Origin of the sequence: Nitrospira sp. (assembly GCA_005116745.1) — a bacterium.
GTDB lineage: Bacteria > Nitrospirota > Nitrospiria > Nitrospirales > Nitrospiraceae > Nitrospira_D.
Genome location: SWDS01000006.1, coordinates 866943 through 888531, shown reverse-complemented (window position 1 = coordinate 888531; position 21589 = coordinate 866943). Strand labels below are relative to the sequence as shown.

The 21589-nt window shown below is 54.9% G+C and carries 22 protein-coding genes; 10 read left to right on the top strand and 12 right to left on the bottom strand.

All coding sequences use genetic code 11. From position 1 onward, the window contains the following. The first annotated feature begins 51 nt into the window (after positions 1-51). The 8 genes from E8D52_10015 (at position 52) to E8D52_09980 (ending at position 6008) form a co-directional block, all read left to right on the top strand. Positions 52-390, top strand: a complete 339-nt coding sequence (locus E8D52_10015) for a hypothetical protein (protein TKB69289.1) — start codon at positions 52-54, stop codon at positions 388-390. 17 nt (positions 391-407) lie between these two features. Beyond that, positions 408-1601 (top strand): KamA family radical SAM protein, encoded by a 1194-nt coding sequence (locus E8D52_10010; protein ID TKB69288.1) that lies wholly within the window; start codon positions 408-410, stop codon positions 1599-1601. Next, positions 1598-2755 carry a 2'-deoxycytidine 5'-triphosphate deaminase gene (locus tag E8D52_10005; GenBank protein ID TKB69287.1) on the top strand — a complete coding sequence of 386 codons (1158 nt, stop codon included), beginning with the start codon at positions 1598-1600 and terminating at the stop codon, positions 2753-2755. The genes E8D52_10010 and E8D52_10005 overlap by 4 nt, the downstream gene beginning before the upstream one ends. A 2-nt stretch (positions 2756-2757) precedes the next feature. Beyond that, positions 2758-3171, top strand: a complete 414-nt coding sequence (locus E8D52_10000) for a hypothetical protein (protein ID TKB69286.1) — start codon at positions 2758-2760, stop codon at positions 3169-3171. Positions 3172-3177: 6 nt separating this feature from the next. After that, positions 3178-3873 carry a glycosyltransferase gene (locus E8D52_09995; GenBank protein ID TKB69285.1) on the top strand — a complete coding sequence of 232 codons (696 nt, stop codon included), beginning with the start codon at positions 3178-3180 and terminating at the stop codon, positions 3871-3873. Next, the gene (locus E8D52_09990; protein TKB69284.1) at positions 3870-4607 is read left to right on the top strand and encodes a glycosyltransferase; all 738 of its coding nucleotides are present in this window, start codon (positions 3870-3872) and stop codon (positions 4605-4607) included. The genes E8D52_09995 and E8D52_09990 overlap by 4 nt, the downstream gene beginning before the upstream one ends. A 32-nt stretch (positions 4608-4639) precedes the next feature. Further along, positions 4640-5374 (top strand): SDR family oxidoreductase, encoded by a 735-nt coding sequence (locus tag E8D52_09985; protein ID TKB69283.1) that lies wholly within the window; start codon positions 4640-4642, stop codon positions 5372-5374. 229 nt (positions 5375-5603) lie between these two features. Continuing rightward, positions 5604-6008 (top strand): hypothetical protein, encoded by a 405-nt coding sequence (locus E8D52_09980; protein ID TKB69282.1) that lies wholly within the window; start codon positions 5604-5606, stop codon positions 6006-6008. A gap of 33 nt (positions 6009-6041) precedes the next feature. Here the strand turns inward: E8D52_09980 and E8D52_09975 are convergent, their stop codons facing one another. The 6 genes from E8D52_09975 to E8D52_09950 form a co-directional block, all read right to left on the bottom strand. Continuing rightward, complete coding sequence (locus E8D52_09975) at positions 6042-6809, bottom strand: alpha/beta hydrolase (protein TKB69281.1); 768 nt, start codon at positions 6807-6809, stop codon at positions 6042-6044. A 251-nt stretch (positions 6810-7060) separates the two neighbouring features. Then, positions 7061-8965 (bottom strand): DUF4105 domain-containing protein, encoded by a 1905-nt coding sequence (locus tag E8D52_09970; protein TKB69280.1) that lies wholly within the window; start codon positions 8963-8965, stop codon positions 7061-7063. Positions 8966-9055: 90 nt separating this feature from the next. Then, positions 9056-9268: a type II toxin-antitoxin system HicB family antitoxin gene (locus E8D52_09965; GenBank protein TKB69279.1), complete on the bottom strand. Its 213-nt coding sequence runs from the start codon at positions 9266-9268 to the stop codon at positions 9056-9058. Continuing rightward, entirely contained in the window at positions 9261-9521 is a 261-nt protein-coding gene (locus E8D52_09960) for a type II toxin-antitoxin system HicA family toxin (GenBank protein ID TKB69278.1), read from the bottom strand. The genes E8D52_09965 and E8D52_09960 overlap by 8 nt, the downstream gene beginning before the upstream one ends. Before the next feature lie 214 nt (positions 9522-9735). Then, positions 9736-10242: a DUF3015 domain-containing protein gene (locus E8D52_09955; protein ID TKB69277.1), complete on the bottom strand. Its 507-nt coding sequence runs from the start codon at positions 10240-10242 to the stop codon at positions 9736-9738. Between the two features lie 294 nt (positions 10243-10536). Continuing rightward, positions 10537-10968, bottom strand: a complete 432-nt coding sequence (locus E8D52_09950) for a PEGA domain-containing protein (GenBank protein TKB69276.1) — start codon at positions 10966-10968, stop codon at positions 10537-10539. 310 nt (positions 10969-11278) lie between these two features. Between E8D52_09950 and E8D52_09945 the strand changes: the two genes are divergently transcribed. Next, a complete protein-coding gene (locus E8D52_09945) occupies positions 11279-11602 on the top strand; it encodes a hypothetical protein (GenBank protein TKB69275.1) in 324 nt (107 codons plus the stop codon). 6 nt (positions 11603-11608) lie between these two features. Beyond that, the gene (locus E8D52_09940) at positions 11609-12340 is read left to right on the top strand and encodes a porin family protein (protein TKB69274.1); all 732 of its coding nucleotides are present in this window, start codon (positions 11609-11611) and stop codon (positions 12338-12340) included. A gap of 71 nt (positions 12341-12411) precedes the next feature. On the opposite strand, the gene E8D52_09935 is transcribed toward E8D52_09940, so the two are convergent. The 6 genes from E8D52_09935 to E8D52_09910 all read right to left on the bottom strand — a co-directional run bounded on the left by E8D52_09935 (position 12412) and on the right by E8D52_09910 (position 21368). Further along, positions 12412-12990 (bottom strand): DUF3332 family protein, encoded by a 579-nt coding sequence (locus E8D52_09935; protein ID TKB69273.1) that lies wholly within the window; start codon positions 12988-12990, stop codon positions 12412-12414. A 53-nt stretch (positions 12991-13043) separates the two neighbouring features. Continuing rightward, positions 13044-13565 (bottom strand): metallophosphoesterase family protein, encoded by a 522-nt coding sequence (locus E8D52_09930; protein ID TKB69468.1) that lies wholly within the window; start codon positions 13563-13565, stop codon positions 13044-13046. A gap of 14 nt (positions 13566-13579) precedes the next feature. Beyond that, a complete protein-coding gene (locus E8D52_09925; protein TKB69272.1) occupies positions 13580-14896 on the bottom strand; it encodes a M48 family metallopeptidase in 1317 nt (438 codons plus the stop codon). Next, positions 14863-15546, bottom strand: a complete 684-nt coding sequence (locus tag E8D52_09920) for a TIGR00266 family protein (protein TKB69271.1) — start codon at positions 15544-15546, stop codon at positions 14863-14865. The genes E8D52_09925 and E8D52_09920 overlap by 34 nt, the downstream gene beginning before the upstream one ends. A 161-nt stretch (positions 15547-15707) precedes the next feature. Next, on the bottom strand, positions 15708-17171 hold the full coding sequence (locus E8D52_09915; protein TKB69270.1) for a hypothetical protein: 1464 nt from the start codon (positions 17169-17171) through the stop codon (positions 15708-15710). A 120-nt stretch (positions 17172-17291) separates the two neighbouring features. Next, the gene (locus E8D52_09910; protein TKB69269.1) at positions 17292-21368 is read right to left on the bottom strand and encodes a tetratricopeptide repeat protein; all 4077 of its coding nucleotides are present in this window, start codon (positions 21366-21368) and stop codon (positions 17292-17294) included. Positions 21369-21589 lie beyond the last annotated feature (221 nt).

Genomic DNA, 21589 nt, shown 5'->3' with positions numbered 1-21589 from the left:
TATAAAATGATCGTTTCACTTTCTTCCTTTTCCTGGTAGCCTGATAGGACTTTGGCTTTAACTCTTTTCCATGTCGACTGGTGCCCTGACTGTGTGGTGGTCCGCCGAAAGCTGGCGGACTTGGGGCTGACCTATGAAGATGTCATCGTGCCGGACAGCAGACGCATGCGCACGCAAGTTCACGAGGTATCCGGCCAGTATTATGTCCCGGTCCTCAAGGACGGCGATCTCGTGCTGACGGAAACCGCCGACATTCTGGCCTATCTGGACGAGCAGTCTCGTACCAACCGGGCTGGAGCGACAGCAACCACGGAGTTTCAGTCGCAAGCCCACACGACACCCGATGTTGCGGGCGAAGACGACGACCACCCTTCTTGTCGGATCAACTGACCACCGAAGGACGACACATGGAAGAATGGCAACAGATCCTCGCCAAAAGTATCATCAAACCAAAGGACCTCGCTAAACGGTTTGGTCTTGATGAGAAAGAAATAGAAGCGATCGTCGGCCCCTATCCGATGCGAATTACTCCGACGGTACTTGAGACGATCAAATCGAAGGACGATGCGATCTGGAAGCAGGTCGTCCCCGAAATTGTGGAATTGGCCGACATCGACGCAGAGGACGATCCACTGGAAGAAGATCTCATGAGCCCGGTGCCCCATCTGGTCCACCGATATCCAGATCGAGTGCTGCTCATGGTCACCAATCAATGCCCGATCTATTGCCGGTTCTGCACCAGAAAGCGACTGGTGGGCAAACCTGGTTTTCTGAAAAAGGGCGAGCTGGACCGCGCGATCCAGTATCTTCGTGAGCATACGGAAGTGCGTGATGTCATCCTCTCAGGAGGCGACCCACTGCTGCTCCCCGATCATCTCCTCGAACGCATCTTCAAGGCCCTGCGGACCATTCCTCACCTGGAACTGATCCGCATCGGATCGCGGGTCCCAGGCTCGTTGCCGCAACGAATCACCCCCAAGCTCTGCGAGATGGTGAAAAAGTATCATCCTATTTACATGAACCTGCATTTCAACCACCCGGACGAACTGACGCCTGAGGTGAAGGCTGCCTGCGGCATGCTCGCGGACGCCGGCATCCCACTGGGCGCCCAAACCGTCCTCCTCAAAGGCGTAAACGACAATCCAGACGTTATGAAACGCCTCGTCCATCAGCTGCTCCTTGCGCGGGTGAAGCCCTATTATCTCTATCAGGCCGACTTGACCAAGGGAACGAATCATTTCCGGACAACTGTCGAAACGGGGCTGAATATTATCAAGGCGCTCCAAGGCCATACGAGTGGAATGGCCGTGCCCCATTTCGTTATCGATGCGCCGGGCGGCGGCGGCAAGATTCCGCTTCTGCCGGATGACTATCTGGTTCACATGGACAAGGACGGAGCCCTCCTCCGGAATTATGAGAATAAGACGTTCCACTATCCCCAGCCAAAGTCTGACAACCGGCGGGAACTTCCGATGGTCGGTGTCGGCGCTTCGCTCGATAACGCAGAAGAATCCTATGTGACGTGTGGTAACAGCTACCCTGATCGCGACGGCTATGCCGCCTGGGGGAACAGCTGCGGCGGAGATGCAGACGACCTGTGACCACTCATTCATCTCGAGCCGGCATCCTTCCCTATCAAGACATCAAACGCTTGATCGCAAACCGAGCCATCAGCGCCTCCCCGTCTATCGAGAGCCGGCAGATCCAGCCAGCCAGCCTTGATCTCCGCCTTGGCCGGAAAGCCTATCGACTGATCAGCAGCTTCTTGCCAGAACTGTCGGCCATTTCCTCGCGTCTGAACGTGCTAGATTTTTACCAGTCGGACCTCGTGATGTACGAGATGGATCTGACCGACGGAGCGATTCTGGAGAAGGGACATGTGTATCTCGTTCCATTGCTGGAACAGCTGGCCCTCCCGAAGACGATCCGCGCACGGGCGAATCCAAAGAGCACGACCGGTCGTCTGGATGTCTTTACCCGCGTGGTGACGGATCTCACGTCCGGATTCGATGAAATTCGTGCTGGCTATCGAGGCCAGCTCTTCCTGGAGGTCGTCCCACGCTCATTTGCCATCAAAGTTCGCACGGGACAGTCATTGAACCAAATCCGGTTTGTGTCTGGCGAGGTCACGGTACCGGACCGAGCGCTTCAGGCGCTTCACCGGAACACACCATTGCTGTACCATAATGTGGCTCCCCCGAAGGCAGTCGGCAGCCGAGACTTTCGTGTTGAGCGTGGATTGTTCCTCCGCATTGACCTCGCCGGCACGGATCAGCGAGACTCCCGTATCATCGGGTACCGTGCGAAGAAGAACAGCCACGTCATCGATCTCGAGAAAGTCGGTCATTATGCGGCGGCTGATTTTTGGGAACCGCTCCATCGCCATCGCCACGACAGCTTGTTATTGGAGCCCGAAGAGTTTTATATCCTGGCCTCGAAGGAACGCATTCGCGTGCCGGCCGGCTACGCCGCCGAGATGGTGGCCTACGAAGCGGCCTGCGGGGAGCTCCGAACTCACTATGCGGGATTTTTCGACCCTGGATTCGGGTATGGATCGAAGGGAGAGATCACCGGCACACAAGTTGTGCTGGAAGTTCGCCCACACGACGTGCCATTCTTGATCCATGACGGACAGACCTTCTTCAAAGTCGTCTATGACAGGATGATGGGCATGCCGACACAGCTCTATGGAGCCTCGTTGGGATCTTCCTATCAACGACAGACCTTATCGCTCAGTAAACATTTTAAAGCTTAACCATGGCTCCATCCAATTTACCACCGCCTCACAACGAATCGCTGACCCCGTCACGTCCGACCGAACCGGAAGAACAAGGGGCGGGAAACGAGCATCAGATCCACGTCATCGGCTTGATGGTCGGAACCGCGCTGATGTTTATCGGCTTTCTCAATGTGTTTCTGTCCATCAGCGGCGGCTTTGAAATCAATCTGGTGCCCTTTCTCATCTATTTTGGCGGACTGGCGATATGGGCCAATGCGGCCATTGAAACGCCGACCTTCCGGTATGGAGTCATGGCCCTTGCCATCACCTTAGCCTTGGGCCTTTTTCAGTATGGGGAAGTCCTGTTTTGGCACAAGCAGATCCTCTTCTGGATCACCATCATCATCGTGATGTACTTCATGTTTGTCGAACCTAAGAAACCCACAACGTGATCTCTGATGGCGATCACTGTCGTCATTCCAACCTTAAACGAAGAAAAGAACCTTCCACAAACCCTTGCGTGCCTATCGGCGGCTGCCCTGAGGGAGATCATCATCGTTGACGGCGGCAGCACCGACAGCACCGTCAGCCTCGCTGAAGAATTTTGCGCCCATACGCTCAATGCCCGCATCATGACGTCGTCACGCGGGCGCGCGCGCCAAATGAACGAAGGGGCAAAAGTCAGCCAGGGGGAGATCTTACTCTTCCTGCATGCTGACACCCAGTTGCCGGCACAAGCCGGACCGATCATAGAACTAGCCTTGAGCAAGCACCCCTCAGCTGTGGGCGGGCGTTTCAACGTTCGATTCGACAATCCCTCGGTTTGGGGCCAAGTCATCAGTTTCTTTATGAATCGCCGGTCGCGCGTGACGGGCATCGCGACCGGCGACCAAGCTCTCTTTGTCCGCCGTCACGTGTTCGAACGGCTCGGAGGCTTTTCCGAGATTCCGCTGATGGAAGATATCGAATTCAGCAGTCGGCTGCAGCAAGCGGGGCGAACGGTGGCGCTCCGGAACGCTGTCATCACCTCCTTTCGTCGGTGGGATACACAGGGCCCGCTGAGAACCATTCTCTTGATGTGGGCCCTGCGCTTTCTGTACTGGGCAGGAGTCAGCCCTCACCGGCTCAAGAACTTTTACGCTACTATCCGATGAAACCAACAACAACCCCTCACCAGACAGCCCTGGTGGTTTTTGCCAAAGCGCCGATTCCTGGCCAGGTCAAGACACGCCTCTGCCCGCCGCTCACTCCCGATGAAGCCACTACACTCCATGGGAGCTTCGTCCTTGATACCCTAGAGCGAACAAAAGCTGCTGTCGCGACGTTGAAGTTGCCAATCGATCGGTATCTGGCCTGCGCCCCGTCGGCGACGCACGTCTTTTTCAAGATTATGGAGGAACGGCAAGGCGTAAAGCTGATCGATCAAGTCGGCGCCGACCTCGGTGCGCGCATGAATCAGGCCTTTACAACGCTGTTCGCGAAAGGATACCAACAGGTCGTCCTCATTGGGACAGATGTGCCGACGCTTCCACTCGACCATTTCAAATTGGCCCTCCTGGCGCTGGAGATGCATGATCTTGTGCTCGGTCCAGCGTTGGACGGAGGGTACTATCTGATCGGCCTCAAGCGGATGGCACCGGGACTCTTCACCGACATACCATGGTCGACCGATCAGGTCCTTGGACTCACACAGGAGAAAGCAGCGACGATCGGTCTCAAGGCTTCCTTGATTCAACCGTGGCGCGACGTCGATACCCTGGCTGATCTAGAAGCCCTCATTGAAGCTTGCAACGCCGAGGCCAAGAAGGCGAAGAATGATCGGGTGTTTTCAAGCCGCACAACCGGCGTACTGCAGGCGCTCGCCAAACGACTTTGTTCGAGAGCATAATAGCGTTCCCAACCGTTCAACCAAGGGGCCACATGAACCAGCACGTCGCACTCATCACCGGAGGGGCGAAAGGCATCGGGCGGGGGATCGCCCTCGATCTCGCTTCCCGGCAGTGGAAGATTGCCTTCTGTTACAGAGCTAGCCAAGCTGAGGCTGAGACAACGGCGCAGGAGATCACGCAGCGAGGAGGACAAGCGCTGGCCATCCGGTGCGATGTTTCCGACTCCGTGGCGGCCAAGAACATGGTCACGCAGGTTGAAAAGGAATGGGGGCGAATCGATGTCCTGATCAATGGCGCAGGCCCCTATCATCGCATCAACCTGTTCGACGAAACCATCGAAGGCTGGAACGACATGTTCGATGGCAACTTGCATCCTATCTTCTATCTGGCTCAAGCTGTCGCGCCGGGCATGAAGGCCCGCAAGGCTGGCCGTATCATCAGCTTCAGCATGGCCAATGCGGACCAGATGGAAGCACAGCCCGACGTAACCGCCCACTACATCGCCAAGGCCGGCGTGCTGATCCTGACGCGTACTTTGGCGAAGTTGTTGGCCCCCTATGGCATTACCGTCAATACCATCTCGCCCGGCTTCATCGATTCTGGCAGTGCGCCGCCACAAGAACTTGCGGCAATGACGAAGCGTATCCCCGCCGGCTACATTGGAACGGTCGATGACACCGTGGCAGCTGTTCGTTATCTGCTGAGTGAAGACGCGCGGTACGTGAACGGAGCGAATATCCAAATCAGTGGAGGTTGGGGAATATGAAGAGATGGAACGACATTCAGGTTACTTCCTTGCTCACTGAGCGCGCACCCGGAATGATCGTAGTTTCAAATCAAGGATTGTGCTCGCTCAATGTGCGCAGTGGAACCAACCTGAATGCCGTTCCTGAGAAGGGACAGGAGGGTAGCAGCGCTCGGCCAATACGCGCAGGGAAACCAACCTGGATACTGTTCTTTGGGGAGAAGGGAGTTCAGGAAATGGAGGGGTACAGATGAAATCGGAACGGGAACGCGAAGCTCACAGTCGTTTCGTTCAGGCGCTTCAACACGAACATGTGACCTGCGCCAAGCCCGGTTGCAGCGGGCCGATGCAGGTGACGGATCACACCCCGCATAACGGAAAGGTCAAGAAGTATGAAGCCGAATGTGAGCAATGCCATGCGGTGGAACAGATCACAGGCAAAGAAGAGCACGCACCTCCTTGGGACATCGCTTCAATCACAATGATGGCCGAGATCCACCTACTCCATGACCAACCGACCTGCCCGTACGACGACACACCCATTACCTTCATCTCTTTACCCAATCCCCGGCGCAAAGCTCGGTACCGCCTTCTGTGCTACTACTGCGGTCGGCACACAGAAATGAACTGGCCTCCTCGGGAAGCAAAAAGCTAATTCGGCGAGTGCATCGCACCCTGTACCTTGACTTCAGTATGCAGCGAGCGCCTTCCGAATGAACTCCCCAAGCTGGCGAAAGTAGGCTCGCCCACCCACCAGATACGTGTCGTTATGTCCGGCACCTTCGACCACATACCAGTCTTTCGGCGGTTTGGCCGCATCGAAAACCTGGCGACCAAACTCAATGGGAATAATCTCATCCTTGTCCCCATGGATGATCAGCTTGGGAAGCGACAGCTGCGGCAGCCGGTCGATCAATCGATGTGCGGCTCCAAGGAGCCAATGCACGGGTAACCCACCATAATAGAACTTGGCCACTGCTTCGATGGAAGGAAACGATGATTCAAGGATGAGGGCCGAAGCTGGTCGTTGCACTGCCAGTTCGCCTGCCACGGATGCTCCCAGCGATCGGCCGAACAGCACGATTCGTTCAGGACGGATCTTTCGGATGCGCGTGAGGTAATCATGCGCACCGTACGCATCCTGATAGAGTCCCTGCTCGGTTGGGCTAGAGCCCTGGCTCTTTCCATATCCACGATAGTCGAACAAGAAGACCGACAACCCCATTTGGTGCAGCAGCTTCAGATTTTCAAGGCGGTTGATGATATTACCGGCATTGCCATGGCACCAGAGCACCACCGGACGATCTGCTGCCGCTTCAAGATACCAACCGAACAGTCGGGCACTATCGGCAGCTTGAAACCACACATCCTCAAGCGGCAGCCCGCTGAGCCTTGCCCAATCTCGGTCTTGCCAAGGCTCGGGATGATAGACGAAGAATTGGTCAAGAAGACTCACGGAGGGAGGATAACGGAACTTTTTTCAGGAAGGAAGGGATGGACGTCTAGCAGGCTTCAGAAAAGCTCATGTTGACCTCTGTAGCCGTCGCAGATATCGAGGTTTGGGACGACGCTGAACAGCCATGCAGGATGCGCAAAAAGGCCGTCCAGCAAGGCCGCAGCGAGCAAAGAGGCGAATCGTACTCTGTGCCGTACGTTGAGCCTCTGAGCGATGCGAGAACGCCGCTGGTGGGCTTTTTCCGCATCCTGCTAGAAAAATGCCTGCACACTGAACAGAACGTCGTTGTCTCGGTCACGGTGATTGTACTCCAGCCTGACCGTCCAATTTTGAGCCAGCGTGAAGCGCGAACCAACATACCATCGGAAATCGTCGGACTTGTCCCCCAACGGAAATTTTAGATAGGATCCCGTCGCCATGAGTTTCCATCGCTCCGTGAGATCGGCCAACATCCCGACTGTGCCGCCACCACCCACCCGATGCAGCTCATGATAGGCCTTGCTGATGTTGACCTCGGTTTCCGCAAAGGCGAATAGGACTTCCCGATTGAGTAACCGCAATTCCTTCGCCCCCCCGATCCCAGCGTTGACGAGGCCATTACTGCAGAGCTGACAATCATGATGCCGGATGGTGTTCATGCCGATGTTGAGCTTCCAGGAAGGTGCGTGGAAGACGGCGTCAATCGGCGAGAGGGATAAAAGATTCAACAACGTCGCTCGTTCTATCCTAGTCTGATCCGCTCGATTGTAGTGCCGCACCGTGATGGAGGCCATTTCAATCTGCGCATCGGGAGTATAGCCAACCTCTGGATCGAGCAAATCGTGATAGCCGCCTCGGAAGGTCGCTTCTTCAAACGTATCGTTATTGCGCCAGCCGCCCCCGATGACTGCACGTGAGGTCTTATGCCCCAGTTCTGGCTGCTTCGCAAATGGGCGCACGGTAAACTCCTCGGATGGGATGCGAAGCTGACTGCGGGTTGTCAGAACCGTCCTATTGCGTTCCTTCCACTCCGGTTTTGGGGAGTCGCTCGTCTCAAGTCGATACCGCAAATAGTCCGATGCCAGATCGAGTACAAAAGCTTGTTTGGGAGGGGCCAGCTGGGTGAATGCCGGTGAGCTCAACTCTCCAAGATCTTCCGTAATCCGATGAGCTAGGTTTCGTTCCGCTGCAGGTAGAGACTCCCGCTTTCGTTTGATCACCGTGCTGCGAGATGGCCTGTACGTGATATCTGACACCAAGCTGGGTTTTGAGACGATCAATCGAATCGTATCGGCAGGGACAGTCCACCCAATAAACTCATCCGTCAAATGTAGATCTGGATTGGCATAGTCCAAGAGCGCAAGAATATGGTACGAGCAATTCTCCTTAAAAAAGAAATAGTCGAAGTAGGCATTTCCTAATTCCCATGCATGCATCAGAAAACGCCGCAATTGGTTTCCCGTGAGATTCAGGCGATATTCCCAAATATCGCGGTTTTCGATGTCTCGATACTGCTGCACCTTGAGGTAATAGGGAATCGTCGAAAAATACCCCTTATAGCTTCCAAAGATGCCTCGTATAGGATAGGCAAGCCCGGCGTCGGGAGGTACATCTGCTGCATAGTTGATGGTATAGGCGAGAATGCGGGTCTGCTCGGTCTGGCCTTTTTGATCAACACGAAACAAGGTATGGCCGAACATGGAGGCTGGATTATTCAGAAAAGCTGAAGGGAAGATCAGAGAAATGGATCGGACCTCGAAATCCTCGTACCACCGATCAAACCGTTCGCAGGAAATTGCTGGAAGCCGAGTCGGATCAAACTGCAGTTGCTCTCTCAGCCAGTGGTACCGAGCGATGAACGCACACTGAGCCGGCTGTCGAGAACGGCCGACCAGTTCAGCAGAGAAGAATTGTGCAAGGGTCGCCGCAAGCTCAGAAGACGGATCCGTCTTCCCATTGGAAGACAAGAAAAACCCGGGATCATCCTGTTCGCTTTCATATCCGCCGAAGAGATTCTTCCGATAGTGCAATAACAAGTGCCATTCACGCTGCTCCGCAAGCTTGGCATTCTTCGCGTGAGTTATCAGCTCGGCCTGGTAGAGATGGTCAGGCGCCTCGATTGCCAGCGCATTTGTGGCAAGAAGACCGACTATCAGCAACGCTATGGGTACTTTCAACGAAGCTCCAAGCAGGAAAGCCAAGGGGCCAGAACCGCGGTACTCAGAAGCGATCTAACCAACTATCCCCTTGGAGTAGGAGAAGATGATCTAGGCAAGCATGAGCCGATGCCCTTTGGGTTCAGGCACAAGACGGCCGAACTCACGCGCCGTATCGATCCAGAGTTGAATAGCCGCATTGGCGCTCGCAAGCGCCTCTTCTTGGGAAGAGCCATGAGCCATGCATCCCGAGAGTTCAGGTACTTCAGCGATAAATACTTGATCCTCATCGCTCCAATAAATAATGACCTCGTATTTATGCATCCGCTATTCCTCCCAATCTATGCTTCAGAATGACATTGCGAACCTGGCGAACCTGGTATGCTTTCGCTTTATTCCCATCACACTGCAGATTGATCATCTCCTCAATCCCGAGTTTCCGAAAAACGTGGTGGCTGCCGCGAATACGTTCGTCAAACCCCATGCCCCGTAGCATGTGGCAGAGCTCGGTAAACGAAATGTTCGCATCCGACATGCCGCCAAGAATTCTAGCAAGGAGTTTGTCTTCCTTCCCCACAATGTGAAATTTACCATACTTGCCCCGCTAGCAGACAAGAAAATGCCGCATGCAGAGCGCCGCTGCGCTCTGCACCTCAACGCAATCATACTTACGAAAGGATCTCTCAGTTATTTGAAAATGAGCGTAGGAACCGCAGCGGGATGGTTACTCGATAGGTGTGAAGAAACGGCAGGGGGCCTCGGCTTTATAGCTGAAGCCCCCTTGCCTCACTTTACTGAGCAGAAACCTTGGCGAGAACTGGATGGCCCGCAATCCCCTCATTCAAAGCCTTTACCAACGCCACTGGGGAAGTCTCTCCGGTCTGGACCAAGGATGTATACCGTTCCTGGGTCATGGCGAAGAACGCAGCGTGGCGCTCCGCTGGTACGCCCATCAGCGTTGCAAGCGAGGCCAAGTGTTCGCCCTGCCCTTGAGCCATCTCGGCTGAGAGCGCTTCAAAATTCAACGAAGCGAACACAGTGGTCTTGTGCTCACTCATGACCTTGCCATCGTTGGTGCACCCAGAGGTCCCAGAGCTAATGGCAAAAGTGTTCATGCCCGTTCCATTCGTCGTCACCATCAACACTTGGGGGGCAATCTCCTTCTGGCCTTTGTAATTCTCCCAGGCCAATTTCCCCAATCCACAACCTGGCCCAGTGTCTGGATTTGCCGCCATTGCCAGCCCAGCCTGGCTCCCAAACAGGATCGCAACAGCCACTAAGAGTCCTTTTTTCGACATAAGTCCTCCTCCGTTAGAATTGATTACGTTCCCACTGCTCCTGCAAAAATACTGTGACGAAAGTATAGCGAAATAGGTCACCTTATGTTGATAGAAAAACTGGGCTCCCACTCGAGAGTCAACAACACCAAGTGAGAAAGTTGATTATAGACAAATCACAACTGAGCGCAACAACTTTTTCTTGGCCTTTCTGGGGATAGCTCTCTACTCATGAGACCTTCCTCACATCTCCCACGGCATACATAGGATACGATGCCCTTGCTTCACCCAACGAGTTCGCTGAGCGCTCGCGTTTTACTTTTGTGGAGTAGGAGCGGGAGTCGGTGACGTCGTGTCGGGATCGAGGGAGAATCCCATTCCGGGAGGATCCTGCTCCCATGCTCCAGGCGAGACCAGACCAATAAGCGGCAGCAGAATAACCGAACCCCCTACCACATCGGCAATCCCCAAGCCACTAAGCTTTTTAGAGGTCTGGCGAAATTGGCTCTTATATCCTGGTTTCTCCACTTCAACCAGTAGTTCCCCTCGCCGGGAAACCTGGTACTGGAGCGGCGTGACACCAATCTGCTGGCCATTGATCCGCACCGTGGCGCCCGTGGGACTTGAACTGACCGTAAAGTTCTGAGACGATCCGCCAAAAAATGAACAGCCAGCCAGAGCGATAGTAGAGAGAAGGATCATGAGCACACGAGAATACTGTTGACCAAGATTGATTCTCAATGGCATGAGACGTCCTCCATTTTAGTTTTCCCACGTATATCACAGCAGGGCAGGGCTCGCAAATCTCGGGTGGGAACGAGGAGATCATCGTCTTTGTCTACGAGAGGAAGAGACTCACTGAACTTTGGCACCGTGACCTGTCCCCCCACAAGCAATATTTACCCACTCTCATTCCCGCCGCACTTCACCCACGCATACAACAACGCAAACCAAATTCCAGATTGACGGGCACCACATATATGACTATACTCCTGCGGGTGATTGCTTAAGACACCTAAGCAATCAGGAAATCTAACTTCTATTTAGGAGGATCTTTATGAAGCACGCATCCCGACTATCCCTCGCGGTTATTGCCCTTGTCGGCCTGAGCTTGAGCGGTTGTCAGATCGTCCAGTCTCCCATGATGGGCGGTATCTACAATGAAACCAAATACGGCGATACCGCAACCGACGAGGCAGTATCCTCCAAGGAGGGCAAGGCATGCGGCCAGTCGATTCTCGGATGGGTCGCAACCGGTGATGCAAGCGTCCAGGCTGCGAAAGCTGCCGGAGGGATCACCAAAGTCGCCTCCGTGGACCACTCCGCCAAGAATATCTTGGGTATCCTCGGTGAATGGTGCACGATCGTTCGTGGTAACTAGACAGCTATAGAGTACGCTTTGGAAGGGCCTTCCGGAAATTCTCCAGAAGGCCCTTTCTTTTTCTGCCTTCATAACCTTCGTGAAACTGTGGGATTCGTTTCCCTCGTTCGATTGATCGCTCTCCCCAGTGCGTTGCTCTGCTCCCTATGTGTCACTGACGTAGCGGTCGCAGCCGAGTTTGGAGACGTGGAACTGAGCGCCTATGCGCTGGGCAGCTGGCCTCGTGATCTGACGATTTTCAACCAAGAGACGACGGTACCCGCCTCGATTCAAGACGGCTTCGGTGCTGGGCTAAAAGTGGGACTCTTCCCAGCTGCGCTCCGTCGAATGGTGGGCCTCGAGCTCGATTCCAACATGCACGGTGGAGCAATTTCCTTTCCCAACGTCGCCAATGGGCAGAACAATGGGGCTGGGCGCTCCGACCTCCTCATCCTGAATACGACATTCAACTTGATCCTGCGCTATCCGGGTGAGACGATTCGTCCTTATGTTGGGTTCGGCCTAGGCTGGTCTCACGGCACACTCCTGAACCCAAACATTGCCGGACGAGACGATAAAGATTTTGACTCAGCCCGTGCCTTGGTTCATCAATTTCTCGGCGGAGGGCAATTTATAATCAGTCCCAAGTGGTTTCTGTTCGGGGAGTATCGATACGTTTCGGCCGACTATCACTGGGAAGGACTGGCCATGGATTTTCGCACCCACTATGGGTTGGTGGGCGTAGGCTTGCGCTTTTAATATCCTGGTATTGCCTGATGCCGGTTCCCCAGCACCAAGCTGACTCCGGACTACCGCTTCAATCCTCCACTTCACTGAACATGAGCAGAACGACCCTGAGCGATCGCGTGCAGCTGCGCCTCGCTCCATTGCTGTAGTACCTGATGATCTCTATTGAGAAGACGCACACCACCATCAGCTGAATACTCCGCTTCTGAGAGTAGGGTTCCGTGTTCATCAACCAGGCGATAGCCTGTCGAACTAGCGACGATCGCGGCACGGCGTTCGACGATACCATGACGTTCATAGACCACGGTTGCACCATCCTCCAAAGGAATCCATCGGATTGTGGTATCACCCAAGGTGGTTACCTTGGTGCCGTCACTGCCCATGTCAGAAGCCTTGATGGGGCTTTCCCCGGTCCAAAAGTGCATCGAGTTAAAGATAAACGTGTCCAACAACGCCGAGAACATATAGGCCGGGATGATCAACATGCCGAAGAAGACGATTTCTTTCATCCATTTGTCGTTGACTTGCCCACTACCTTTGACATTGCTGTTCCAACGATAGACATTCTTCGTGAGATTGAACGGACCGTAGCACGCAGTACTCATCGTCATAAAACCCAGCAACACCGTCACGGCAACAATACGACGACCGACCGTATTCATCACTTTCTCCTTTCGTCAGAATGATCGTGCTGTCTCATTCATGGTGAAAACTCTCATCTAGCACAGTGTCTTATCGCGCACAACCGTTTAGGCGAAGGAACCCGATCCTCCAACGTGATGTGTTTAGCCGACCGGTGAATTCCAATCGTGATCCGCCCAACCATCCTGGGCAATGTGAAGCGCTTTGGCCCCGCCGATCCAGGATTGAACAACAGCGTATCACCAAACCATTCATTCTTGGGTTGATGGGTGTGGCCAAACATACAAATGTCTGGTCTGGTACGGTCGAGAAACGCTCTTCCATCTTCCGTCAGCTTTCCCGCTTCAAACACGACATGTCGGATCGCGACGCGGACACTATTCAGCTTAATGAGGGCCTCGGTCGGAAAGCCGCTCTCTTCGTACCCATCCACATTACCGGACACGGCTGTCACGGGAGCAATCATCTCAGGTTGTTCTATAACCAATCGATTGCCAATATCGCCGGCATGGATAATAAGATCCACGCCACGAAAGTGTCGCCTGATCGCTGGATCGAATAGGCTATGCGTATCGGCAATGACACCGAGACGGATCGCCCGCACAGGAATCATGGAGGGGTACTAGGCGGTGCGCCCTGCGAGGCTCGGACTTTGGGCCACTCGAATGTGAAAGGTTCGGGGTGCTGTTTCGGCATCCCTGCCAGCTGTGTCTTGAGGCGCTCGGCTCTGGCATTGCTCATCGGATGGGTGGAGAGCCATTCGACTCGTCCCTCGTCTTTTCCAGCCAGCCGTTGAAAGAACGTGATCATACCGGATGGATCAATCTTCGCGCGATAGAGTAACTCAAGGCCGGTGAGATCCGCTTCCGTCTCCTGCGCTCGACCGAACTTCAGCGTCATCAGCTCAACCCCAAGCTGCTTCATCATCCCGCCCAATCCTGGAGGATTCCCCAGCACAATCGACACGACGGCCACAAAGCCCAGCTGCTTAATAATGCGTTCGAGTCCGTGCCGCTGCAGCACATGGTTCAGCTCGTGTGCGAGTACCCCGGCGACCTCCTCGCCACTTTCCGCTTTTTTCATCAGTCCGGTGAAGACAACGATGTAGCCGCCTGGCAGGGCAAACGCATTCACCACATCACTCTTCACGACGGTGATCTCGAAAGTGTAGGGGTTCTCCGGAATCTGGCCGGTCAGGCGATGGATCATCTCGTTGACCGCATCCACCGCTGGGCCTTCTTTCATCACATCCTGATGAGCCAGAAAGTCATGATAGGTCGACTCGCCCAGCTTCCGTTCCCACTCGACCGGGATTCGATCGACGGCGCGTTCCACCAGCACGTCACTCCCAAACCACAGTCCGAGCACGACAACCAGGAGGGCACCTCCGACAATACTCCACACCATTCGATGCCGTTGCCGCGCCTGACGGACTTGTTCGGCGGCTCGTTCAAGAGGCTGACTCAGATGATCAGGAGCCGCTTGCCGAAAGGCACGAATCACATCGGGGCTTTTGAGATAGAGAGTCCGCTGCCCTTTCAACCCTACCCATGTGGCCACGAGCTGATCATGATCCAGCCCTCCTGCGGAGACGGTCAGTTCGGAAAACTTCAAGGATTCAGCGCGGCGCTCGACTCCATCACCATCAGAGGAAAACGTAATCGTCAGTCCATGGTCTTCGACATGAACCAGGCAAGGGGCACCGCTGGCGGAGAACTCGTCGCCGAAACAGAGCGCGTTGGGAGTGCTTTCTACCATGGCATGCCATGCGGCGGCTTTAAATAGCTGCCGACGAGGTCGTAGGTGAGTGACACCTGGAATCGTACCCTCGGAGGTACGGTGAGGGTTTCCTGCGAGGTGAGAATGAAGTTGGTGGCCATTTTCAGCTACTGCTACTGACTGACTGGAATGAACTGTCGTACCCATGCGCCGAAACTGCCCGGATTGCGGCTCTGGATATACACGACACCCGGCCCACGAAATCGGCAGACAAATCCTTCACCCGACGTGAAGCTGGCTACCCATCCGGACGTGGCCTTTTCGATGTTATACGTGGTCGTGGTAGACCACGCCACCAGATGGCTATTATCCACGATATATTCCTGACCTGGCTTCAACTCGATCTTGTGAATGGCTCCGAAGCTGTTCAGGGCAAGCATCCCCTTCCCGCTCATTTTCAAGATGAAAAACCCCTCCCCGCCCAGCAATCCCCGGCTCATGCTCTGCATTTGGCTGTCGATGACAACCCCCTCCGCACCCGCCAGGAATCCATCCTTCTGCACCATATACTCGTTCACGCCATCGAGCTCCATTACGACAATTTCGCCGGGCACGGTCGGCGCGAGCAACACTTCGCCGGCGCCTCGACTCGCCCGCAGCGTCTGAAAGAAGAACTTTTCTCCTGTCAGGAACTTTCGTGACAGCGCTCCTAAAAACCCTCCCTCCATCTTGCTTTCAATATCGATGGTCGGCGAGCAGGCCACCATCGCGCCCGACTCAGCCTTAATGTGCTCTCCCTCCGCCAGTTCCACACGCACCATTGGAAACGCGCCAGGATACAAAAGCTCGCTTTTCATTCGGCCTCTCCTCTCTTCATTTTTTCTTTACCAATGTAATGTGTGGGCAGAGCAGGTCGCTGGCTCATTGCGTATATGCACCGAGCACCACCCGTCACCCGACTTTCGCATCAGACCTGCGTGCGCGGTACGCGAGCGGAAGACACGACCTGCCCGCCCATTCATCCCGCCACCCATCCGTACGCTCTTCGGCTCGGCTCCGGCCCTTCCTCTAGATAGCTCATTCTCAGCCGGCCCAAGGCGTCGTTTGGAACCTCCCGTCGTTTAGCTTCGACATCGACCCCAAACACTCTGGCCGAGTTGAATCCAAACACCTGTTCCTTCGCCCGCCTCGTCAACGGCTGATACTGATGCTTCTCGATCAACTGGTCAGGGATCTGGAATCGCCGAAAGGCTTCAATCTGCCATTGCGGCGTTCCATACCAGATCGAGTCGGTTCCCCACAGGACGTGATCCATGTCGAACGAGCGGATAATCTGCCCCAGTAGATGCGCGCAGATCAATGGGTATGTCGTCACCAGTTGCCCGAAGGTGGAACCCAGCTCCATGTAGATATTGGAGAGACCCGGCTCCTGCTCCTTCATCCGGCAGAATTCCGTGGTCCAGGGGATTTCACCGGTCTTCGCAAAGATTTGTTCGATCGAAGCCACGCCCCGAAACCCGGCGTGATACACCACAAAGTTGAGATCTGGAAAGTCTTTGGCCGCCTTGATCAGATCTCGTGGATGGTTGTAGTCCGGCACGGGCCCCAGGGGCAGTCCCTTGTGGACGCAGATCCGCTTCACGTTGAGCTTCCGCGCCTGCTCCAACATCGGATAGGCGATGTGCTCATCGTCCATACGCCAGCCTCGGTCGAATCCCTTCGGACAGGAACCGGTGTAACATTTCCAGGCATCGACCTTGAGGGTTTCCGCCTGCATGGCCATGAATTCCAAATCTGCCGCACCGAGTTGGGGGGTCGCCAGGCCATGGGCCAACATCCGTTGCGACCCGGCCAACCGATTGATCTCGTCACGAATGTGAGCCATTTCTTTTGGCGGAACGACGGCTTCCTGCGGATAGGGCCCTGGCGGTGTGCTGATCACGCCGACGGTCGTCTCGCTGTCGAAAAACACTTCCTTTACAAAATTCTTCCATGACAGATCATCGACCGTGCCTCGATCACCAGTCAGTTTTGGATTGAGCCCCATCTCGCGAATGTACTTTCTTAACGACAGCAGAGCCTGTTTGGAAACGGCCCCCTTCCGATTGGCTTCGGCATCGGAGAGATCGTAATGAGAACTCACATAGTGGGTCTGCGCATCAAAAATAAAATACGGATTTCCCTGCTGCTCGGCGAACGCCGCTGTTTCGAACAGCTCGATGTCCCCGATAGTAAAAAATCGCCCGAATACGGAATTCATGGCCAGGAGCGCGGCCGCCATACCACCCGTCGTTCTTATAAACTCCCGGCGTGAGACTCCCTGCCGAGAGGCCGCCCTTTCCATCAGTTCTCCAGCGACGTGCTCGATGCGAGCCTGCTCGACCGTTTGGCCGATCGGGAGAAACTCTTCGTTGGATACGATCTGCGTCGGAAGAGACGTCGGAAACGTCATCCCCTTCTTCATGGAAAAACCTCGTCCCATTGTTTCGGTGAGTGCCCCATGGTGCCTCTTCAGCTCGGCGAAGCCCGCTGATTGTGTGGAATACTCGACGCTCTGTCAAGCAAGCGATGCCGGGGCAGACCGGGAGGAAGGAAAACGGACTTATCTAGACTTGGATGAAGAGGCTGAGGACTTCACCGGAGCGGCAGACGTGTGTGCAACAGGAATCTCTACCACCACATCGGACTGGGGATCGGCATCTTGATCTTTCCCGTCGTGTCCAACACTGTAGAGGACGCCTTTTTTCATGTTCATGAGCATTGGCAATCCCGTGTAGGGGTCATACAGGCTTTGCCCTGCTTTCGCAATCCGGGTGGCGAGATCACCGTCGGCGGGACCACGCCTGAGCCAAGCTTGTACACTGGCAAGCCGAAGGTGGGCTTCTGTGTCGACCACGAATCCGTTGTACAGATCCCATGGAGCAAGCGGTTCAAGCCCCACGATGTTCTCGATCGGGTTGGTGAGATGATCCATCATGCCAGACGCTGGGAAACGGAGATAGTCTTTCCACTTTGGCAACGAGCCATATCGCCCTTCGCTGGCAGCCTTGTACGACGCGTCATAATATTCCGCATAATCATTGAGACGGCGTTGCATCGGCAAGGGAAGCGCCGATGCCACCATGGTGTACACCGGCAGTTCTTCGGCTCTCGCTGTTTTCAACTGCGTCTCGTATGTCTTCGCGGCAACGACCAGTTCGCTTTGCATAGGCCAACGCATCGAGAGTTCACCCTGATCAAGCGGGCGAAGAACTTTGGTGACGCGCCCAAGGTATTTTCCGTCCAAGTCGGAGCCTACGAGTAACCCTGAGGCGACGGCAATGTCATCATTGATCACCTGGAGTGCCAGCATTTTCACCGCCAAAGTCTTCGCCTGACTCAGGACGATGCGCCAGGCTTCCATATCTGTCTCAAGTCGGTCGATGCCGAGATCGGTACCCTGCAGGAATCCATCTGCCACATGGAGCTGGTGGGCGAAGACCATCGCAGTACAAGGCGGACTCACTGTTTGGCCATATCCCCAATCTTCAAAGGGAAGTTTTTGCCACTGGCTATACCGATTGAGCGCCGACTCATGCTGATTACCCCATTCCCTGATGGTCTGCTGATGAGACTTAAAGGCCCCAACAGGATCTGAACTGCGAACCCACCCTCGCATGATATTGGCTGAGGCATTCGATCCCTCGACCATCCCCGAGCCTGAGCTCCCGAAACACGCGAGCGCCAACTTGCCATCGTGGGTCTCAGGCTTCCGATCGTATCCCGCTTGTATCGGATCGTGACCGACCGACACGTCAAACCCGAGGAGAAACAAGTAGCCGTTTTTCTTGAAATCCGACAGTGTCTGTTGAGGCGTGGTCGTAAGACTTTGGAATGTTGGGGAGGGTGATTCTTCCATGATGAACCAGGTCAGTCCGATGGCACCGATCCCAAGCGCAATGAGGATCCCCGAGAGCATCACCAGCCCGATGCACGTCACCACAAGGGCTCGCGTAGTCGAAAAACATGAGCTGACAAAACCAGCAATCGCCGAGCGGGCTCGAATCAGTGTCGAACTGGATTTTCGTTTTGGCTTGGGCTCTGCGACATCTGCTCGCGTCTCTGTCGCCCTGACATGTTGAGACGACTCAAAGAGCACATCAACAGCTGCAGCCACGGACATAGACCGGCCGACGTCCTGCCGTTCTGCGCTCTCCGGCGATACCTGCGCACTTGGAGCGGCGTGAGGTTGTTCGATGAATTGGATCGATTCTCCTGCTTTGATCCATTCTTCCTGTTCGGGCACTGGTTCAGGAATAGGAGCTTGCGCCTCGACAAACGCCATGGCCTGCGGTTGCGGTTCATCAGCCTGCACCTCGGCTGTCTCTCTTAGGCGCTGGGAAGTTTCTCCCATTTCTGGCTGCGATTCTAAAATTCTCTGTTGTGTTCGCAGAGGGGAGGGAGGTGGAATCTCATCGGCCTCCGTGCTCAGTGTCTCGCTGCTAGGTTGCTGTGGAAGAGCGACGGGAGACTCGGGCGTAAACTCCTGAACGAGGTTCTGATCCGCTGCGATCGCATGTTCCTCTTCCGTGTTCAAGAGGAAGTCATCATCATCCTTCGACGGAACGTCTGAAGGGGATGGCACAGCGTCTGCAACTGGTTCATCCGCAAAAACTGGTTCCACTAGTGCTGCCGCAGGAGCTTCCGGCGGCGGCTCATCGATCGTCGGAGCACTCACCATCCGAAACTGCGGTTCAGGCTCTGCTGAAGCGGAGGCGGCCTGTTCGGATTCGAGTGTGGTGTGTTCCAACTCAGCAGCAGGAATCTCCAGATCGTGCGAATCCGACGTCTGTCGAGTTGACACAATCGAGAATGAATCCATTTCTTCAACGGACGTATCCGGTGAAGACGGAGGTTGAACCTGGCTTTCACTCACTGTTGGAGGTAGTTCTGGTTCAGGTGGATGAGGCAATGGATCTACCGCCAGCTTCAGACTCTCTGTCATTGGAGGATCGACATGCGCTGGCGGAATTGGAACGACCGACTCCTGAACGTGATCCCAAGGCATCGACGCAATTGGAGATCCAGCAGAGGTAGGATCTCCAAACGATGTTGATTCTTTGTGCTCTGATATTTCGACCGCGTGGTCTTCTACTACCTGTTCCTGGTGAGATCTCACTGCCGAGGCTGGGGTTGGTGCTTCACCAACATTCGTCTCGGTGAGTTCCGACGGGGAACCATGTGCCGAACGATCACTTCCTAACTTCCATGCACTATTGAATACAGATTCCCAGGAGAAGCCTGGTTGTTTCCATGGTTCTGAAACATCATTGTCTGAAACCGACACGGGGCTCGATGGGTTAGGCGTGCCTGGAGGCTGCTCTGTCACGACCTCCCTCGGTTCAGTCTCGACAGGTTGGAGTAGAGAGGGTTGGCTCTCCTCGACCTCTATTGGTGGAATGCTCGATTGTTCTGTTCCCAAGAATTCAGGCGCTGATATCTCTTCAACCTGAGATGCCGCCATGACACTGGTATCTTCGGAGGACTGCATTGCGCTCGCCGGCGCTTCCGGAGCAGTGGTGAGGTCCGTCGGTACAACAACCGTGAATGGGTCACTTGAATCATAGAGCGCACGTGGTTCAGCCTCGGCCACCCATCCGTCTTGTTCCTGAGCCACAGCAGAACCATCTCCCGACACCGATGAGGACACGAGCGAGTGGGAACCTCCAAGCTCACCCTGTCCGGGAAGATCATTTATCTGCGATCCAGAGGAAACAGGCCCATCTTCATCAGTATGAGGTTCGTCCGATGCAGCACTTCCCACTTCACTCGTGCTGCTCATGGTCTGCGTTTGTTCTTGTAACGAAAGATCAGAGGTCAGCAATGCTTCATCGTGCATGTGCGCGGGAGTTGTCGAAAGATCCGTGACCGTTGGTGGGGTAAGCGATCCCAGTGAATCAGATACAGTGGCTGCGTGGGGAGAATCCGGCGACGTCACCAGAGAATCCTGGATCTCCCATGGCATCACCCCATCCATCGGTTCAGGACCTGCCGTGACACCCTGACCCGTCTCAGATATGTCGAGGGATGATGTGTCGGTTGATGGTCCAGAATCACGAGTCTCACGGGCCAGCAGTTCACCGGTTTGCGCGTCAAAGAAGGACGCCAACCGAAATGCCACGGGGCTCACTGGCGCAAGGGCTCGTACTTTATCGTAGAGCTCGGAGGCATGCTGTGGATGGTCAGGATCGGGGTCTTCGATTAAGATGTCGATCGCCTTGGCGAACTCAGCCACGGCCTCGTGTGTGTCTCCTTTTTCCTGATAGAGCCTCCCAAGCTTTTCCAAGAACGGCACACATCGCGGACCAGCCGCCAAGTATTCATGAAGCAACGATTCCGCGAGCCAGTAGTCTTGCCGCTCAAGCGCTTCGCTGATGAGTGAGTCAAAGGCTTGTCTCGCCGGGATCAAGCTCCCGAGACGAAGGTGGAGAGTGGCGAACAGCCGTCGCGCCTCCATGTTCTGCGGATCAAGTGCGAGTAATTCCTTCAGGGCGGTAGAAGAACGCCCATATTTCCCGGCATTCATTTGGGTAATGGCATCCTCAAGAAGAGCGCTCTTCCTGCTGTAGCCAACCACACCACGCTTGTGAGCGCGGGAGGTCTGGGTTTTATCTGATTTTAAAGGGGATTTCTTATTCACACGCACGCTACAACCTTAGCAGATCCCGACGCCGTGGGAGCCTTCGCCAGCAGCCCATTCTGCTCTCGCCGACGCTCGTGACCTTGGACCGTGATATAGGAGCGAAACCTTTAAGGGAGTCTGGAACCTCAATGCCTCACTCATCCACCGGACCATCATGCCAAGCCATTGAAAAGTAATGGCTTAACTAGCAATTCAATCCACTCAGACATTTGGGGCCA

Coding starts and splice junctions, on each gene's coding strand:
- E8D52_10010 (TKB69288.1), top strand. CDS start 408: ATGGAAGAATGGCAACAGATCCTCGCCAAAAGTATCATCAAACCAAAG.
- E8D52_10000 (TKB69286.1), top strand. CDS start 2,758: ATGGCTCCATCCAATTTACCACCGCCTCACAACGAATCGCTGACCCCG.
- E8D52_09995 (TKB69285.1), top strand. CDS start 3,178: ATGGCGATCACTGTCGTCATTCCAACCTTAAACGAAGAAAAGAACCTT.
- E8D52_09990 (TKB69284.1), top strand. CDS start 3,870: ATGAAACCAACAACAACCCCTCACCAGACAGCCCTGGTGGTTTTTGCC.
- E8D52_09985 (TKB69283.1), top strand. CDS start 4,640: ATGAACCAGCACGTCGCACTCATCACCGGAGGGGCGAAAGGCATCGGG.
- E8D52_09980 (TKB69282.1), top strand. CDS start 5,604: ATGAAATCGGAACGGGAACGCGAAGCTCACAGTCGTTTCGTTCAGGCG.
- E8D52_09965 (TKB69279.1), bottom strand. CDS start 9,268: ATGCATAAATACGAGGTCATTATTTATTGGAGCGATGAGGATCAAGTA.
- E8D52_09955 (TKB69277.1), bottom strand. CDS start 10,242: ATGTCGAAAAAAGGACTCTTAGTGGCTGTTGCGATCCTGTTTGGGAGC.
- E8D52_09950 (TKB69276.1), bottom strand. CDS start 10,968: ATGCCATTGAGAATCAATCTTGGTCAACAGTATTCTCGTGTGCTCATG.
- E8D52_09945 (TKB69275.1), top strand. CDS start 11,279: ATGAAGCACGCATCCCGACTATCCCTCGCGGTTATTGCCCTTGTCGGC.
- E8D52_09935 (TKB69273.1), bottom strand. CDS start 12,990: ATGAATACGGTCGGTCGTCGTATTGTTGCCGTGACGGTGTTGCTGGGT.
- E8D52_09925 (TKB69272.1), bottom strand. CDS start 14,896: ATGGGTACGACAGTTCATTCCAGTCAGTCAGTAGCAGTAGCTGAAAAT.
- E8D52_09920 (TKB69271.1), bottom strand. CDS start 15,546: ATGAAAAGCGAGCTTTTGTATCCTGGCGCGTTTCCAATGGTGCGTGTG.
- E8D52_09915 (TKB69270.1), bottom strand. CDS start 17,171: ATGGGACGAGGTTTTTCCATGAAGAAGGGGATGACGTTTCCGACGTCT.